This is a genomic window from Streptomyces odontomachicola (genome assembly GCF_039605595.1).
Classification (GTDB): Bacteria; Actinomycetota; Actinomycetes; order Streptomycetales; family Streptomycetaceae; genus Streptomyces.
In genome coordinates, this window is the sequence record NZ_JBCFOK010000002.1 from 170,420 (window position 1) to 186,820 (window position 16,401).

General features: G+C 73.0%; 17 protein-coding genes. 11 read left to right on the forward strand and 6 right to left on the reverse strand.

Annotated elements, in window-relative coordinates:
* The 4 genes from ABEE00_RS03480 to ABEE00_RS03495 are packed head-to-tail and all read left to right on the forward strand — an operon-like array spanning nt 1 to nt 2,823.
* The gene (locus ABEE00_RS03480; RefSeq protein WP_345743706.1) at nt 1-531 is read left to right on the forward strand and encodes a flavin reductase; all 531 of its coding nucleotides are present in this window, start codon (nt 1-3) and stop codon (nt 529-531) included.
* A 23-nt stretch (nt 532-554) separates the two neighbouring features.
* Nucleotides 555-854: a hypothetical protein gene (locus ABEE00_RS03485; protein WP_345743707.1), complete on the forward strand. Its 300-nt coding sequence runs from the start codon at nt 555-557 to the stop codon at nt 852-854.
* A complete protein-coding gene (locus ABEE00_RS03490; protein WP_345743708.1) occupies nt 851-2,176 on the forward strand; it encodes an amidase in 1,326 nt (441 codons plus the stop codon). Before ABEE00_RS03485 ends, ABEE00_RS03490 begins: the two co-directional genes overlap by 4 nt.
* A 50-nt stretch (nt 2,177-2,226) precedes the next feature.
* Nucleotides 2,227-2,823, forward strand: coding sequence for a nuclear transport factor 2 family protein (locus ABEE00_RS03495; protein ID WP_345743709.1), 597 nt, complete (start codon nt 2,227-2,229; stop codon nt 2,821-2,823).
* A gap of 61 nt (nt 2,824-2,884) precedes the next feature.
* Here the strand turns inward: ABEE00_RS03495 and ABEE00_RS03500 are convergent, their stop codons facing one another.
* Nucleotides 2,885-3,835, reverse strand: coding sequence for an AraC-like ligand-binding domain-containing protein (locus ABEE00_RS03500; protein WP_345743710.1), 951 nt, complete (start codon nt 3,833-3,835; stop codon nt 2,885-2,887).
* A gap of 222 nt (nt 3,836-4,057) precedes the next feature.
* Between ABEE00_RS03500 and ABEE00_RS03505 the strand changes: the two genes are divergently transcribed.
* From ABEE00_RS03505 to ABEE00_RS03525, 5 genes are all read left to right on the forward strand, one after another.
* A complete protein-coding gene (locus tag ABEE00_RS03505; RefSeq protein WP_345743711.1) occupies nt 4,058-4,696 on the forward strand; it encodes a response regulator transcription factor in 639 nt (212 codons plus the stop codon).
* Complete coding sequence (locus ABEE00_RS03510) at nt 4,693-6,453, forward strand: PAS domain-containing sensor histidine kinase (protein ID WP_345743712.1); 1,761 nt, start codon at nt 4,693-4,695, stop codon at nt 6,451-6,453. The genes ABEE00_RS03505 and ABEE00_RS03510 overlap by 4 nt, the downstream gene beginning before the upstream one ends.
* Nucleotides 6,454-6,504: 51 nt before the next feature.
* Nucleotides 6,505-7,644 carry an acyl-CoA dehydrogenase family protein gene (locus tag ABEE00_RS03515; RefSeq protein ID WP_451918487.1) on the forward strand — a complete coding sequence of 380 codons (1,140 nt, stop codon included), beginning with the start codon at nt 6,505-6,507 and terminating at the stop codon, nt 7,642-7,644.
* 143 nt (nt 7,645-7,787) lie between these two features.
* Nucleotides 7,788-8,150 (forward strand): hypothetical protein, encoded by a 363-nt coding sequence (locus tag ABEE00_RS03520; protein ID WP_345743714.1) that lies wholly within the window; start codon nt 7,788-7,790, stop codon nt 8,148-8,150.
* On the forward strand, nt 8,147-8,926 hold the full coding sequence (locus ABEE00_RS03525; protein WP_345743715.1) for an SDR family NAD(P)-dependent oxidoreductase: 780 nt from the start codon (nt 8,147-8,149) through the stop codon (nt 8,924-8,926). The genes ABEE00_RS03520 and ABEE00_RS03525 overlap by 4 nt, the downstream gene beginning before the upstream one ends.
* On the opposite strand, the gene ABEE00_RS03530 is transcribed toward ABEE00_RS03525, so the two are convergent.
* On the reverse strand, nt 8,916-9,953 hold the full coding sequence (locus tag ABEE00_RS03530; RefSeq protein ID WP_345743716.1) for an amidohydrolase family protein: 1,038 nt from the start codon (nt 9,951-9,953) through the stop codon (nt 8,916-8,918). The two genes, ABEE00_RS03525 and ABEE00_RS03530, sit on opposite strands and share 11 nt — an antisense overlap.
* 54 nt (nt 9,954-10,007) lie before the next feature.
* Nucleotides 10,008-10,733, reverse strand: coding sequence for an SDR family NAD(P)-dependent oxidoreductase (locus ABEE00_RS03535; RefSeq protein ID WP_345743717.1), 726 nt, complete (start codon nt 10,731-10,733; stop codon nt 10,008-10,010).
* Nucleotides 10,734-10,883: 150 nt separating this feature from the next.
* Between ABEE00_RS03535 and ABEE00_RS03540 the strand changes: the two genes are divergently transcribed.
* Nucleotides 10,884-11,930: an Lrp/AsnC family transcriptional regulator gene (locus ABEE00_RS03540; protein ID WP_345743718.1), complete on the forward strand. Its 1,047-nt coding sequence runs from the start codon at nt 10,884-10,886 to the stop codon at nt 11,928-11,930.
* A gap of 65 nt (nt 11,931-11,995) precedes the next feature.
* Here ABEE00_RS03540 and ABEE00_RS03545 read toward each other — a convergent pair whose 3' ends face one another.
* On the reverse strand, nt 11,996-12,676 hold the full coding sequence (locus ABEE00_RS03545; RefSeq protein WP_345743719.1) for an ankyrin repeat domain-containing protein: 681 nt from the start codon (nt 12,674-12,676) through the stop codon (nt 11,996-11,998).
* A 189-nt stretch (nt 12,677-12,865) separates the two neighbouring features.
* Here ABEE00_RS03545 and ABEE00_RS03550 point away from each other — a divergent pair, with 189 nt between their 5' ends.
* Nucleotides 12,866-14,146: an APC family permease gene (locus ABEE00_RS03550; protein ID WP_345743720.1), complete on the forward strand. Its 1,281-nt coding sequence runs from the start codon at nt 12,866-12,868 to the stop codon at nt 14,144-14,146.
* Nucleotides 14,147-14,227: 81 nt separating this feature from the next.
* On the opposite strand, the gene ABEE00_RS03555 is transcribed toward ABEE00_RS03550, so the two are convergent.
* Together ABEE00_RS03555 and ABEE00_RS03560 are read right to left on the reverse strand one after the other, a co-directional pair.
* A complete protein-coding gene (locus ABEE00_RS03555; protein ID WP_345743721.1) occupies nt 14,228-15,565 on the reverse strand; it encodes an amidohydrolase family protein in 1,338 nt (445 codons plus the stop codon).
* Nucleotides 15,566-15,741: 176 nt separating this feature from the next.
* Entirely contained in the window at nt 15,742-16,350 is a 609-nt protein-coding gene (locus ABEE00_RS03560) for a TetR/AcrR family transcriptional regulator C-terminal domain-containing protein (RefSeq protein WP_345743722.1), read from the reverse strand.
* Nucleotides 16,351-16,401 lie beyond the last annotated feature (51 nt).

A 16,401-nucleotide genomic window follows, 5' to 3' on the forward strand; every position in this document is an offset into this window, starting at 1 on the left:
GTGCAGACGAACGAAACCACCCAGCAGCAGCGGGAATTCCGCGACGCGATGGCGAACCTCTCCGCAGGCGTCAACATCGTCACCACGAACGGTCCGCGCGGCCGCGCGGGCATCACGGTGAGCGCGGCGTGCTCCGTCACCGACACCCCGCCCACGATGCTCGTCTGCGTCAACAGGTCCAGCCGCAGCCACGACGTGTTCACCGGCAACGAGCGGGTCTGCGTCAACGTCCTGGGACCCGGACAGCAGGAGGTGGCCCGCGCCTTCGCCGGCGGCGTGCCGCCCGAGGAGCGTTTCGCGGCCGGCGGCGACGTGTGGGACCACACGCGGGACGGCGTTCCCGTGCTGAAGGGCGCGGCCGCCTCGGTGGTCGGCCGGATCACCGGGACCGCGCGACGGGGCTCGCACACCGTGATGTTCGTCGAGGCCGAGCGCGTGGTCCTCGGCGAGGAGGACGCCGGGGGCCTGGTCTACTTCCGGCGCCGCTTCCACTCCCTTCCCGCATCGCTGCCCGCTTCGCTGACCGCGTGAGGACGTGAGGGGAGGGGCACGCCGTGGACGGAACCGAGCGCATGACGCTGACCTGCTACAACGACACGTTCAACTACGGCTGGCGGCACGTGGACCTGTTCACCCGCGACGCCCGCGGCCGCGAACTGAACTGGGTCCACTGGGCGGTCCCCGAGGACGGCCCCGCAGCGGCCGACGCCGCCACCGCCGAGGTCGAGCCCCTGCTGCGGCGCGCCTCCGACTGGCGCCACGGGGTGAGCGAGGCGGGCATGGACTACTGGGAGGCGGATGTGGTGTGGGACGCGGGGGAGTCCGGCGCGGTGGGGGAGGGCGAGGGCTCATGACGTTGTGGCAACCCTGGTCGCTCACGGAACTGGTCGCGGACCTCGCCGCGGGGTGCACCACAGCGGACGCCGCGCTGCGCCGCTCCCGCGAGCGGATCGCCGCGACCGAACCGCGCGTGCGGGCGTGGGTGGAGCACGGGGGCGGGGCCCTTACGCCGCAGGTCACCGCCGACGCCGCTGGTACCGCAGACACCGATCCGCCCCGCCCCGTACGCGGCCCTCTTGCCGGAGTCCCCTTCGGCGTGAAGGACATCATCGACGTCGCCGGTCGCCCCACCCGCTGCGGTTCCGCACTGCGCGCGGACGCCCGGCCCGCCGCGCAGGACGCCGCGATCGTGCGCGCGTGGCGGGAGGCCGGGGCCGTGGTCGCGGGGAAGACGGTCACGACCGAGTTCGCCTTCTTCGCACCCGGGCCCACCCGTAATCCCGCCGCGCTGGAACCGGAGCACACCCCGGGCGGCTCCTCCAGCGGTTCGGCCGCTGCGGTCGCCTGCGGCCAAGTACCGCTCGCGATCGGCTCGCAGACCGCGGGGTCGGTCACCCGCCCCGCCGCGTACTGCGGCGTCGCCTCGCTGGTGATGACGCACGGGCGCTTCCCGACCGACGGCGTCGTCGGCCTCGGCCCGAGCCTCGACAGCCACGGCCTGTACGCGGCCCGCACCGCCGATCTCGCCCTCGCCTGGCGGGCGTTGACGGGCGAGGACGCCTCGGGCCAAGTGGGTACAAGGGCGGGTACGGGGAGCGCGCCCCGCATCCTGGTGTGGAGCGCGGCCGCGGTCGGCGGGGTGAGTGACGCCATGCGGCAGGCGCTCGACACGGCCCGCGGGCGGCTCACGGCGGCGGGCGCGACCGTCGACGAACTCCCCGAGCCCGCGGAACGGCTGGTCGCCGAGCTCACCGCCGCGCATCCGGTGATCATGGCGTACGAGGCGGCCCGCGAACGCGCCGCCGAACTCGCCCGCGCCGACCGGCTCAGCGCCCCGCTCTCCGCCCTTCTGCGCACCGGCACCGCGACCCCGCGCGAGGAGTACGAGGCGGCGCTGCGCACCGTCGAGGCGGGCCGCGCCCGGGTGTCAGCGCTGTTGACCTCGTACGACGTCGTCCTCGGTCCCGCGGCGCCGGGTGCGGCACCGGCCGGGCTCGACGCCACCGGCGACCCCGTGCTGAGCAGGGCCTGGCAGGCGCTGGGCCTGCCCGCGGTGACGGTGCCGGGGCTGCGCGACGAGGCGGGACTGCCGCTCGGCCTCCAGGCGATCGGCCCCGCGCGGGGCGAGGCGCGGCTGCTGGCGCGCGGCACGTGGATCGAGGACGCGCTGAGGTGAGTGGCCCGCGACTCCGAACGACAGCCTGAACGGAACGAAAGGACGCAGCCATGACCGTGCGTACGACTGACCGGACGACCGGCGAGGAGCCCCCGCCGAGCAGCACCCTCGCGGCGCTCGCGCAGCGCGTCGAGACCCTGGAGGCGGAGGCCGATATCCGCAGGCTGCAGGCCCGCTACATGTTCCTGTGCGACACGCCCTGCCCGGAGTTCGGCGTACGCGACGACGCGCACCGCATCGACCTGATCATGGAGCTGTACGCCGAGGACGCGGTCTGGGAGGGCGTGGGGGAGTATTACGACGGCCAGTTCGGGCGCGCGGAGGGAGCCGCCGCGATACGGGCGCACTTCGAGCGCTTCTGGGCGGCGGGCCATGAGCCGCGGCTCGTCCTCAACGCGCACTATCTGACCTCGGAGCAGATCCACGTGGACGGCGAGCACGCCACGGGGCAGTGGATCCACATGCAGCCCTGGCTCTACGCCGACGGCTCGGGCCTGCTGCGTTCCAGCCGTCTGAACAACGCCTTCCGGCGCACCGCCGACGGCTGGCGCATCACCCGCACCCGGACGGAGAACGTCATGGTCGCCCCGCTCCCGGGGCACTTCGCGGAGAGCCGTCCGTCGGCTTCCGTGCTGATGCGCCCGTGAGCAGGGCCGAGGGCCGGACCGGGCCCAGGACGCCGAACCAGCCCCGGGACGCGGCCCGGGTCTAGGACGCCGACCCGCCGGCCAGCGCCTCGCGCCGGTACTCCCCGGGCGTGCGCCCGTACGCCGTCTTGAAGACGCGGCCGAAGTGGCCCACATCCGGCAGGCCCCAGCGTGCCGCGATCACGCCGATCGGCTGGTCGGCGCAGGACGGGGAGGCCAGGTCGCGGGCGCAGCGCTCCAGGCGCCTGGCGCGGATCCAGCTCGCGACCGTGAGGCCCTCGGCGGCGAACAGCTTGAAGAGGTAGCGGCGCGAGATCCCGTGCGCCTCGGCGATCGCGTCCGGGGTCAGCCCGGGGTCGGCGAGCCCGCTCTCGATGTGGCCGCGTATCCGCAGCATCATCGTCTCCTGCGGCGAGGCGGGTCCGGTCCGCTCCAGTGCCTCGGCGACCAGCGCCGTGAGCAGCGACACCGCCCCGTCCACCAGGCTCGTGCCGGCGGGGCCGCAGCAGATCTCGGACCGTTCGCCGAGCGAGCGCAGGAACGGGCCCACCACCGCGCCCACCCCGCCGTCCGCCGGAAGCCGCCGCGCGGTGACGCCCCGCATCGCCTCGGGGTGCACCGGCAGCATGGTGCGCGGCAGCGACATCAGCACGGTGCGGAAGGGCTGGCCGTACGTGAAGGAGTACGGGCGGGTGTTGTCGCAGATCGCGAGGTCGCCCGGCCCCAACGTGGCCCGCACGCCGTCCTGTTCCACCTCGCAGGCGCCGCCCACCTGGAGCGCCACCTTGTAGTGGTCCTTCTCGCACCGCGCGGTCGGGCGCACCGTGCGGCGCACCCGCAGCGGGTCGGCGCTGATGGAGCTGAGCCGCAGCCGTCCGAAGGCGTCACTGGTGGCCGTCCCGTGGAAGGGCGCACGCGAGGCCGCGCGGATGTCGACACCGCCGAAGATCCCCGACACCCGGTGCGCCCAGTGCGGGAAGCGCTCCACCTCGGCCACGGCGTCGGTCGACACGTACGTACGCAACGGTGCACCACCCGCCCGGGATCGGAATCGGCTCGGAACCGGATCAGTATCGAGGAACCGAAAGTTTCATTGCCGCCCGTCGCCCGTAAAGGCCCCGGCGGCCGTCCCGTGCACGCGATGGCGGACCGGCGTGCACGCGCTACGGGGCCGGGCCGCGCCCCGCCGCCTAGCCTCGGCGGCGCCCCTGTCGCCGCGCGGAAGCGAGTGAACATGAGTGGTGATCCGAGCTGCCCCGCCGACCTCGTCTACGTACTCGACGACGACGAGGAACTGTGCCTCTCGCTCGCCTGGCTCCTGGAGTCCGTGCACATCCGCACCGAGCACTTCACCCAGGCCGAGACCTTCCTCGACGGGCACGACCCGGACCGGCCCGCCTGCCTTATCCTCGATGTGCGGATGCCGGGGGTGGGCGGATTCCACGTGCAGGAGATCCTCAACTCCCGCGAATCCGCGCTGCCGGTGGTCTTCGTCTCCGGACACGGCGACATCCCCATGTCGGTGCGCGCGCTGCAACACGGCGCCGTGGACTTCCTGGAGAAGCCGTACGACCCCCAACACCTGCTGGACACCGTGCAGAACGCGCTGCGCGTGGCCCGGGAGCGGTACGCGCGGAGGGCCGAGCGGCGCGCGCTGCGGGAGCGCACGGCGCGCCTGAGCCCGCGCGAACGGGAGATCCTCAACCAGGTCATCTCGGGTGTGCCGAGCAAGGTGATCGCCCGCCACCTGGGCATCAGCCTCAAGACGGTGGACGCGCACCGCGCCCGCATCCGCGAGAAGACCGCGTCCGAGACCCTCGGCGCGCTCATCGGCGACATGATGCGGTGCGGGCTGCGGGAGGCGGAGCTGTGAGCGGCCAAGCCCGGGGCTCCCGTCCGGACCTCTCCGCCCCTGACCTCACCGACTCGGACCTCCCCGCCCCCGATCTCCCCGCCCCCGATCTCACCGCCCCCGATCTCACCGCCCCCGATCTCACCGCTCCCGACCTCACCGACTCCGACCGCGCGCGCCTCTTCCAGGCCGTCGACACCTGCACCCTCGTGCACGACGCCCGTACGAAGGACATCCTGTGGGCCAACCCCGCCGCGCGCTCCGCCCTGGGCTTCACGCTCGACGAGCTGCGGCCGCTCAAGGCCCCGGACATGAGCTCCCCCGCCCGGCAGTACGCGCGGCACATCGGCGTCGCCTGGCTCCAGGAGGCGGTGGAGCAGGGGCGCAGCCGTACGGAGTGGTGCTACCGCTCCAAGTCCGGCTCCGACATCCTCAGCGAGGCGGTGGCGGTGCGGGTCGACCTGGACCGGGGGCCTGTCGTGATGGTGCAGTTCCGCGACATCGCCGAGGAGAAGGCCACCCGCCGCGACCTCGACCGCACGGAGGGCCGGCTCCAGGCGTTCCTCCGCCATCTCGACGAGGGCATCGTCGTGCTGGACGACGACGGCCGCGTGCTGTTCGCCGGCGAGTCGGCGGGGACCCTGCTCGGCCGCGACCCCGAAGCGCTGCTCGGCGCGGAGTTCACCGGATTCCTGGCTCCGGATTCGGCCTCCCTGCTGCGTACGGCACTCGCCCGTACGTTGAGGGCCGGCCCTCCCGCTGACGAGCGCTACCGTCTCGCGGTGCCCGGCGGCGCGGGCGGCGCCGAGCGGTGGTTCGCAGCCCGCTGCCGGCACATCGAGATCGACAACGACCTGCGCGGACTGTTGCTCCTCTTCCACGACATCACCGGCACCGTGCGCGCCGAGGAACAGCACCGCCGCGACGTCCAGCACCTCAACCACCTGGCCAGGTACAACGCGATGGGGGACATGGCCATGGCCATCGCGCACGAGGTGAGCCAGCCGATCGCCGCCGCGCACAACTTCGTCGCCGGGGTGCTCGGCCGCCTGGACACCGCCGCGTGTCCCGAGCCGCTGTCCTGGGGCCTGGACCACGCGGCCCGGCAGCTCGCCCGCGCGACCTCGATACTCTCCAGCCTGCGCGCGTACGTGGGCCGGCTGGAGGACTCCAAGCGCCCCGTCGACCTCAACGACGTCGTCGCCGACTGCGCGTACTTCGTGAACCTCCGCGCCAAGGAGCTGGGCGCCGAGGTGCGCTGGGAGCACACAGCCGACGAGTTGCCCGTGCACTGCGAGAAGGTCCTGATCGGGCAGGTCGTGATGAACCTCGCCTTCAACGCCCTGGAGGAGATGGCCCGTTGGCCCGCGGAGCGCCGTACGGTCACGATCGCCACCCGGCGCAGCGGCGGGAGCGCCGAGGCGGAGGTGCGGGACGCCGGGAGCGGCCCGCCCGCGCTCCCGGACGGGCGGATCTTCGACGGCGCGTTCACCCCGAGGGACACGGGAAGCGCGAACGAAAGCTCCCCGGTCGACGACAGCTCCCCGGCCGACGGCAGTTCCCCTGCCGTCGGCAGCTCCAAGCCCGGCGGTCACGGCCACGGCATCGGCCTCGCCCTCAGCCACCGCATCATCACCCGGCACGGCGGCGACATCCAGGCGCTCGCCAACTCCCCGCAGGGCGCGGTCTTCCGCTTCCGGCTCCCTTTGCGGGAATCTCTCGGAGTACCCGAAGCCTCACCCGAAGCATCAGGGAAATCCCCTAACCGCTCCATCTGAACACCAATTGAGGGGCACACACCCCGCGCCTAGTTTTGGAGCATGACGCAGATGCTGGATTCACCTCGCACGCCGCCGGAGGAATCGGCCTTCCAGTCGGTTCTGGACCTCGTCGCGGAGCGGAGGGAGGAATTCGACAGCGCGCGGTACGTGCCCCGGGACGTGATCGCCGAATTCAAGAGGGCGGGACTCTACCGGGCGAGCGCCCCGCGCCGCTTCGGCGGCGAACCGATGCCCCCGGCGGATTTCCTCCGGCTCATCGAGCGGATTTCGGCGGTGGACGGCTCGGCGGGCTGGGTCGCGAGTTTCGGTTCCGCGCTGACCTACCTCGCGGCCCTGCCCCTGGAAACCCAGGCGGAGTTGTACGCGGAGGGCCCCGACGTGGCCTTCGCCGGGGGCCTCTTCCCCGTACAGCCCGCCGAGTCTGTCCCCGGCGGATACCGCGTCACCGGACGGTGGAAGTTCGCCAGCGGCTGCAAGGGCGCGGACGTCCTCGGCGTCGGGATCAAGGCGGGCGAGGACGCCGCGGGCCGCCCCAGGACCGCGGTGCTCAGCCCCGCGCAGGTCGAGATCGCCGAGAACTGGGAGGTCGTGGGCCTGCGCGGCACCGGCAGCCACGACCTCGTGGTGGACGGCGCCGTCGTGCCCGAGGAGTGGACCTTCGTACGCGGCGGCGAGCCCACCGTCGACGAGCCGCTGTTCCACTACCCGGTCGTGCCCTACGCCGCGCAGGTCCTGGCCGTCGTCGGGCTCGGCGTGGCCCGCGCGGCGCTGGACCACGTCATCGCCGAGGGCGGCAGGGCCAGTTACACCGGCGGCCCGGTCGCAGCCGACCGCGCCGCGTACCGCATCGGGGTCGGCCGCGCCGAGGCACGGCTGCGCTCGGCCCGCGCCTTCTTCTACGAGACCACCGAGGAGGTGTGGGAGTCGGTGGCCGCCGGGACCCCCGCCACCCAGCAGCAGGCCAGCATGCTGCGGCTGGCGGCGGTCCACCTCGCCGGGCAGTCCTTCGACGTCGTACGCGCCGCCTACCAACTGGGCGGCATCCGCGCCATCGCCGACGGCAGCCCGCTGCAGCGCCACCTGCGCGACGCGTCCGTCGTGCCGCAGCACGCCTTCCTCCAGGAGGGCCTGTACGACGGCGCGGGCGCGGTCCTCATGGGGGTCCAGCCGTTCCCCGGCTACCCGTGATCACCTCGCACGGGACCTCATACATGATCTTGTACGGGAGCCCGTACGCGATCCCGTACGCGATCTCGTACGGGACTCCGTACGAGACCCCGTACGGCACCGTCAGGCACATCTGATCCGCTCGACCGAAAGGCACCACCGACATGTCAGCTTCCCCCGACGCGCCCCTGCGGGTGCTGTTCTGCATCGGCGTCAACCAGAACTTCTTCGACCTGCCGACCGGGCAGGGCACGGCCGTGTGGGAGGGCTTCACCAGCATGCTGCGGCAGCTTCACGAGCTGCCCGGCGTCGACGTGCTGGGCACGATGGACGACGACCAGCACATGGTGGGGCCTTCGGGCTCCTGGCCCTGGACGAGCTATGTGCTGGCCGACGTCGTGGACCAGCCCACCGTCGCCGCGGCCTGCAACCTCTTCCGCACGGTGCGGGTGGGGGAGTACGGGCTGTGGCGGTACATGAAGATCGAGGCCCGCGTCGGCCGCCCCCTCCCGGACGTGACCAGGTGAGCGCGCCGGAGGACGGGGCGCGCGCGGAGGGCCAGCCGCCCCGCGTCGCCGTGGTGACCGGCGCGGCGGGCGGCCTCGGCGGCGCGATCGCGACGCGGCTCTACGACCGCGGCTACCGTGTCGCGCTCACCGACCTGGACGGCGAGGCGGCCGGCGCGGCCGCCGAACGCCTCGACCCCACCGGCGAGACGGCGCTGGGCCTGGCCCTGGACGTGCGCGAGCGGGAGGAGTTCGTCCGCGTACGGGACGAGGTCGCCGAACGGTGGGGCGCGGTGCACCTGCTGGTGAACAACGCCGGGCACTCCAAGGTCGAGTCGCTGATGGACATCTCCCCGGAGAGCTTCCGCGACGTGGTGGGCACCAACCTCGACGGGACGTTCTTCGGCTGCCAGGTGTTCGGGCGCTACTTCGCCGAGCGCGAGTACGGCCGCATCGTCAACATCGGCTCGCTCGCCGGGCAGAACGGCGGCACCGCGACCGGTGCGCACTATGCGGCGGCCAAGGGCGGCGTGGCCACGCTGACCAAGGTGTTCGCGCGGGATCTGGCGCCGCGAGGGGTCACGGTGAACGCGGTTTCGCCGGGCCCGCAGGATCTGCCGGTCGTACGCCGTACGGTCGCCCCGGACAAGCTCGCGGAGACGGAGGCGATGATCCCGGTGGGACGGCTGGGCCGTCCCCAATTCATCGCGGACATGGTCGTGTTGCTTGCCGCCGAGCACGCCGACACGGTGACGGGGGCGTGCTGGGACGCGAATGGGGGCCTTTTCATGCGGTGAATCCGGCGTGTGCGCGGGCTGGTCGGGGCGCAGCAATCCCGTACAGGGAGGCGGCGTTGGCGGAGGCGAACCGTACGCGCTCCTCGTCGGTGGCGAAGTGGGCCAGGAAGGAATCGACTTCCTTCCTGGCCGGCCGCTGGAACGGGTAATCGGTGGAGAACAGCAGGCGGTCGGCCGGGGTGACGGACAGGGCGTGCCGCAGCAGTGCCGGGTTGAGCATTCCCGAGGCGGTGAAGTGGAAGTTCTCGCGGACGCATTCCGCCACGGAGCGCCGCAGGCCGGCGATGCGGGAGAGGCTGTCGGCGCGGTCCAGCCAGAAGAGCAGCATCTCGCCCCAGTGCCCGAGCACGATCTGGAGCCCGGGGTGACGGTCGAAGGTCCCGCGCAGAATGAGCCGCAGCGCAGCCGTCGCGGCGTCCATGTGCCAGCCCCAGCCGACGGTGGCCAGTGCCAGATCCGTCATCGGGCCGAATCCGCGGTACGAGGCGTCGCGCACGGCCTCCGAGGGAATCTGCGGGTGCAGGAACACGGGCTGGCCGAGGTGCGCGGCGGCGGAGAAGAAGTCGTCGTAGACGGGATCGTCGAGGAAGAGGTCTCCCGACCGTCCGTAGACCATGGCGCCGACGTGTCCCCTTCCCGCGGCCCTTTCCAGTTCGCCCGCGACGTCCTTCGGCGAGGACATGGGGAGTGTGGACAGGGCGCGAAAGCGGGCTGGATCTTCCTCGACGGCTGCCGCCGCTCTGTCATTCGCGGCGCGGCACAGCGGCAGGGCCTCCCTTGGCGGGAGCGGTTGGACTCCCGGAGGGGTGAGGGAGAGAACCGCGAGGTCGATTCCTTGGGCGTCCATCGCCGCGATGCGCCCGGCTCCGAGATCCTCCAGGCGTTCTTGATGGTCGCCCTGCTCATTGAACTGGAGGCTTTCGTCGGGGTGTTGCAGGGAGCGGAGGGCGGAGGTCAGCTCCGGCATGGTCCAGTGTTCTTCGATGGCGATGAGGGGCGGGGTCGGCGGATTGGGCGGGGTCGGCATGCGTACGGTCTCCTGAAAGGTCTTCCGAGGGGCTGGCGGCTGGGGCGGCCGGACTCACCAGGGGACGGTCTTGCCCCAGCGGTCGAGGTAGGCCGGGCCCGGCGTGCCCAGCCGGGACAGCACGACGTCGACCAGCAGCGGAGCGCTCTCCTCCACGGTGTAGGTCGCGTCGGAACCGCCGAGCGCGGTGCGGATCCAGCCCGGCGCCAACAGGAGGAATGCGCGCTCCGACGCGCTCTGCCGGGCCGCGAAACTGCGCAGGAACATATTGAGCGCCGCCTTGCTGCCGCGATAGACCTCGCGTCCCGCACGGGTGTTGTTCGTGATGCTGCCCTGTCCTGAGGACATCGCCCCGATGAGTCCGGCGGGGGAGACGAGGTCTTCGAGCGCTTCGATGACGCGCATGGGGCTGAGCGCGTTGGTGACCATCACCTCGACGAAATCGGCCGTGGGAACGGAGCCGATGGGGGTGTGCTCATTGTTGGTGGTCCCTGCGTTGATGAAGAGCATGTCGAGCGGGCGCTTCTGGTTTTGCGCGAGGCGTTCGTGCAGGGGCGCCAGTTGTCCGTGGTCGTTGATGTCCAGATGCTCGACGGTGACGCGTCCGCCGGCCCGGTCGGCGAGGTCGTGCAGGGGTGTGTGCGCGGTGGTGTCACGGACCGTGCCGATGACATTCCACCCCCGGTCGAGCAATTCCTCCGCCATCGCGTGACCGAGACCGCGCGAGGCCCCGACGATGAGGGCGGTGGGCGTGTGCTGTGGTGCGGCGGTTGATGACATACGGGGTCAACTCCGATATCTGCGCGGGGAATTCGGCGAATCAGTGCAGCCGTTGCGGTGGCGCTCCGGCTCTGCGGCCGTGCCTCGGCAGTCTGTACGCCGCTCCCGCACCGGAGCGAGCGCGAGCGCCCCGTTCGTAGGATTGCCTCCATGGCAGGTGCATCCATGTCCGAATCCTTCGCGGTGCAGCCCGATGATGTGCGCATCATTCGCGCCCTCCAGATCGCCCCGCGCGCCTCCTTCGCCTCGATCGCGGGCACGCTCGGGCTCGCCGAGAGCACCGTGAACCGCCGGTACCGGCGGCTGTGCGCCGAGGGCGTCATCCGCGTCGCCGGTGTGCTCAACCCGGGCGCGCTGGGCCAGAGCAGGTGGCTGGTGCGGCTGCGGTGCCGCCCCGGCAGCGCGGGGGCCATCGCCGCCGCGCTCGCCAAGCGCGAGGACGTCAACTGGGTCGCCCTGAGCGCGGCGGGCTGCGAGATCACCTGCGCGACTCAGTCACGCACCAGGCAGCAGCGCGAGGACCTGCTCGGCCAGCGGCTTCCCCGTACGGCGGCGGTGCTCGACATCAACGCGTTCGCCATGCTGCGCCAGTTCATGGGCGGCCGCGGCCACTACTGGAGCGCGCTGGAGGGTGTGCTGTCCCCGGAGCAGGAGGCCGCGCTGGGGAGCGAGGGAACGCCGTTCACCGAGTCGCCTGTGGTGGCCCGCGAGCCCGCGCGGCTCACCGGGGAGGACGAGATGATCCTCGACGCGCTCGCCGCGGACGGCCGGGCCGGCCTGGTCGACCTCGCCGCCGCGGCGGACTCCACGCCGGGGCGCGTGTCACGGCGCCTGCACGCGCTGGTCAGGCGCCGGGTCGTCCACATCGACGTCGAGATCGCCGCGGCCGCTCTGGGCTACCACGCACGGGCCAACCTGTGGCTGCGCGTGCACCCGTCGGCCGTGAAGACCTTCGGTCGCGCGCTGGCCGAGGAACCGGAGATCGCCTTCGCCGCTGCCACCTCCGGGCCCTGCAACCTGCACGCCGTCGCGCACTGCCGGGACCTGGACGAGCTCTTCGAGTTCACGTCCGACCGCATCGGCACCATGGACGACCTGCAGAGCATGGAGGTGTCGCCCGTACAGCAGCACATCAAGCAGGCGGGCACGCTGCTCTCCGGCGGCCGCCTCACCGCGCCGGCGGAGAGCGGACGCTGAGCCGTACGCCGTCCCGGCCCGCGGTGAGAGCGGTGAGACCTGTGGCCGCGCCATCCGCTGAACGGCTACGCCGGCGGCGGTGGCGCCGGTCTGCGGTCTTCCTTGGTGTACCCCTCCGGAGTCACCCGGTAGAAATCGCCGGCGTCCGCGTCCATGCGCGAGTGTGCGTGTACGTGGAGGTGCTCCGGCACGTCCCCGTACCCCTCGGCGAGCCCGTAGGTGAAGCCGCCCAGCATGCCCACCACCTTGAAGGCGATCTCCACGGCCGGGCCCTCGGTGAGCGGGGCCAGCGGCGGCAGCAGATGCTCGGCCTTCTCGAAGCAGTCCCCCGTCGTCTCGCGCAGCAGCGTGTGGAAGTGGTGCTCCAACGCCTGCGCGGGGGAGGGGAGTGGGCGTACCACGACCGGTTCCAGCAGCTCCAGCAGATGCGTGTGCCCCTGCTCGCGCGCGATGTCCACGGGGCGGCGCCCGTCGCGGGTGAGCTGGGTGCGCCAGGCGCCGTGCGCGATCAGCCGCGAGACGACGGCGAAGTCCGCGCCGTGCCAGGCCGCCTGGTGCAGCGGGGCGAAGCCGCTGCGCTGGCCCGGGCGGGGGAGGTTGACCCGCCGCGGATGCTTGCCCAGCTCCTCGAACAGGTCCGGCCACCGCGCGTCCCGCGCCGCGTCGGCGCAGCGGTCGCGCTCACGCAGATACCAGTCGTTGTAGCGCTCACGGTCGGTGAGGCCGTCCCATTCGATACTGATCACGCCGACACGCTAGCCGACGGGCCCGGAGCGGCCCGTGCCGGTTGCCGTCGCCACCCGCGCCCCTCGCCGTTCACCGGCATCGCGTACCTTCCCGCTTGCCCGGCTGCACCCCGAACCAGAGCGGGCCCCGAGCCGGACTCCGTACCCCCAACCCGCCCCCGCCCCCGCCCCCGTACGAGGAGAAGAGCGATGCCCGCACAGCCCCCTCCCACCAGCGGCGATCCCGCGCTCAGCCGGCGTCTCGGTGTGCGGGACGCGGTGGTGATCGGGCTCGGCGCCATGCTGGGCGCGGGGATCTTCGCGGCCTTCGGACCCGCGGCGCGCGCGGCGGGCTCCGGGCTGCTGCTCGGGCTCGCCCTCGCCGCGGTCGTCGCGTACTGCAACGCCACCTCCTCCGCGCGGCTCGCGGCCCGCTATCCGGCGGCCGGCGGCACCTACGTCTACGCCCGCGAACGGCTCGGCGACTTCTGGGGCCACCTGGCGGGCTGGAGCTTCGTCGTCGGCAAGACCGCGTCCTGTGCCGCGATGGCGCTCACGGTGGGCGCGTACGCCTGGCCCGGGCACGAACGCGCCGTAGCGGCGGCCGCCGTCGTGGTGCTCACCGCGGTCAACTACGCCGGGATCCAGAAGGCGGCGTGGCTGACCCGCGCCCTGGTCGCGGCGGTCCTCGCGGTGCTGGCCGCGGTCGTGGTCAGCGCCTTCGCCGGCGGCCGGGCGAGCACCGCGCACTGGGAGTTGGGGGCCGACGCGAGCGTGGTGGGGGTGTTGCAGGCGGCGGGGCTGCTGTTCTTCGCCTTCGCCGGGTACGCGCGGATCGCCACGCTCGGCGAGGAGGTACGCGATCCCCGGCGCACCATCCCGCGCGCGGTTCCGGTCGCGCTCGGCGTCGCCCTCGTCGTGTACGCCGCGGTGGCCGCCGCCGCGCTGTCCGTCCTCGGCCCCGAGGGCCTGGCCCGCGCGACCGCGCCGCTGGCCGACGCCGTACGGGCGGCGGGAGTGCCGCAGTTGGCGCCCGTCGTACGGGTCGGCGGCGCGCTGGCTGCCGTCGGCGCGCTGCTCTCGCTGATCCTGGGCGTCTCGCGTACGGCCCTGGCCATGGCCCGCGACCGGCACCTGCCGCACGCGCTGGCGGCGGTGCATCCGCGCTACCGGGTGCCGCATCGGGCCGAACTGACCGTCGGCGCCGTGGTGTTGCTCGCCTCCGCCACCGCCGACCTGCGCGGCGCGATCGGCTTCTCCTCCTTCGGCGTACTGGCCTACTACGCCCTGGCCAACGCCTCCGCGTGGACGCTGACACGCGGCGAGGGCCGTCCGCCGCGTGTCGTCCCCGCGCTGGGGTTGGCGGGCTGCGTGCTGCTGGCCTGCACTTTGCCGCCTGCTTCCGTGGTGGCGGGTGGCTGTGTGCTTGGGCTGGGGGCGGTGGCGTACGGGGTGCGGCGGGTGCTCACTTCGCGGCGTACGAGGGAGTGAGCGCGGCGGCGTGCGGGCTGAGGGCGTGACCCCGGACCTGCCCCCACAGCAGGCCCGGGGAGTTCGTGCGGCAGTGCTGCGTCAGTGGCGGGGCTTGGGCACCCGGTGGCCGGCGTGGATCACTGTGGTCGGGCGCTTGAGGGTGGCGACGTGCTTGAGGGGGTCGGCGGCGAGGAGCACCGCGTCGCCCGCGTACCCGGGGGCGAGGCGGCCCGACGTACGCTCCCTGCCGAGCAGGCGCGCCGCGCTCGTGGTGACCGTGCGGATCGCGTCCAGCGCGGGCAGCCCCGCCTCCCGCATCAACTCGGCCTCGCCGCCCACGGGTTCGACCTTCCCGCCCGAGGAGTCGGTGCCGGCGGCCAGCGGCACACCCATCTCGTGGGCCGCGCGCACGGCCTCCTTGAGTACGGGGAGATAGGTGCGGCCGCGCTCGGCGAGCACCGGGTCGTCGGAGTCCACGAGCCCGGCGATCGCGGTGAGGGTGGGCGTGAAGTACGTATCGCGGCGGCGCATTTCGCGCAGCGTGCGCTCGCCCACGTACACGCCGTGCTCCAGGCTGCGGATGCCCGCCATCACGGCGTCGTGGCAGCCGCGCTCGCTGTAGCTGTGGCACAGCACGCCCGCACCGCCGCGGCGCGCGGCGTCCACCACGACCGAGAGCTGCTCGCGGTCGTACACCTGGGCCAGCGGGTCCTGGTCCGGCAGCCCGGCGCGCTCGTTGACCCGGGTCTTGACGATGTCCACGCCACGGTCGAGGTTGACGCGCACGACACGGCGCAGCGCGTCGGCGTCGCGCACGCCGTCCTTGCGGCGGGCCAGCTCGGCCAGTTCGGGGTCGGCGAGCAGCGTGTCGGCCAGGTCGGGCGTCACGAACACGCCGGCCGCGCGCAGGTCGGGGGTCTGCTGCGGTGCCTGCTTGGCGAGCTCGCGTACGGCGATGTCCTGGAAGAAGTCGGTCGAGCCGCTGCGCGCGCCGGTCGCACCCGAGGTGAGCGCGTCGCGGGCCTCGGCGACGGTGTTGAGGTGGATGTGCGCGTCGGTGAGGCCGGGCAGCACCCAGTGGTCGTGCGCGTCCACCACCGTTGCGCCGTCGGGGACTTGGGCGCGCGCCGAACGGGTCGCGTCCCGGCTGCCCGCCGCGGTCACCGTCCCGCCGACGATCACCACGACGGCGTCCTCGGTGACGTGCCCCGTGGCCGGGTCGAGCAGCGTGCCGCCCTCGATGACGAGGTCGCCGCCGCGGGGGCGGGTGCCGGGTGAGGCTTCCGGGGCGCCGGCGTCCGCGGCGTCGGCGCCCGCGGCGTACGCGGAGGTCGCCGTGGTCAGCGCCGTGGCCGTACCGGCGAGCGCGGCGGCGCCCGCGAGGATCCCGCGGCGGGTGAGCGCGGAGGGCGGCGGCGGGGCGGGATCGACGCACATGGGGCGGCTCCTGACTTCGGCACTGCGGCATTTCGGCGGGGAGGGGCGGGGAACGGGACGCGCGGCCGCACCCACGGCGCATTTTGTATACCGAGGCGAGAGCGCAGGCAAGAGGCGTCAGGAACTATGCCGCTTGTGCGGGGATAAGTGGCCCGGGTTGGTATACCGGGCGGCGCTCACCGCGAGGCGGCCCGCGACGCGCCCGGTGATTCGCCCCGCGAGGCCGTGCGGCGTTCCAGGCCCTCCACGATGAGCGCGAGCCCCGCCTCGAACGCCGCCTCGTGGTCGATCACGGGCAACTCGGCCGGCCGGTCCGCGCCGGCGCCGGAACCGGCCTCGGCCTGTTCCTCCAGCACGCTGCCGACCGTGAAGCGGCCCGCGGCCAGCATCGCCATCTGCGCGTCCCGCTCGGGCACTCCGGATTCGACGAGGAAGTCCATCTTGTGCCGGAGCCGGTCGAGGTCACTGGCGGGAGTGCTGCCCGCGTGCAGGCGTGCTCCGTCCCGGCGCATCAGCAGGGTGCGGCGGAAGCTCCGCGTGTTCTCCAGGAACCACTCGCGCCAGTCGTCCCCGTCAGCCGGCAGCGGGGCGGCCGCATGCGGTGCCATCGCCGCGTCGGCCATGGCGGCGAGGAGTTCACTCTTGGTGCGGAAGTGCCAGTAGAGCGAGGGCTGTTCGACGCCGAGCCGCTTCGCGAGCCGCCGCGTGCTGACCGTGTCCAGGCCCACCTCGTCGAGCAGGTCGAGCGCTTCGGAGACGACGATCTCGCGGTTCACCTTGGTCATGTTGACGAATCTATCACTGATAGGTGACGCTGACGCCGACCCAGAACCATT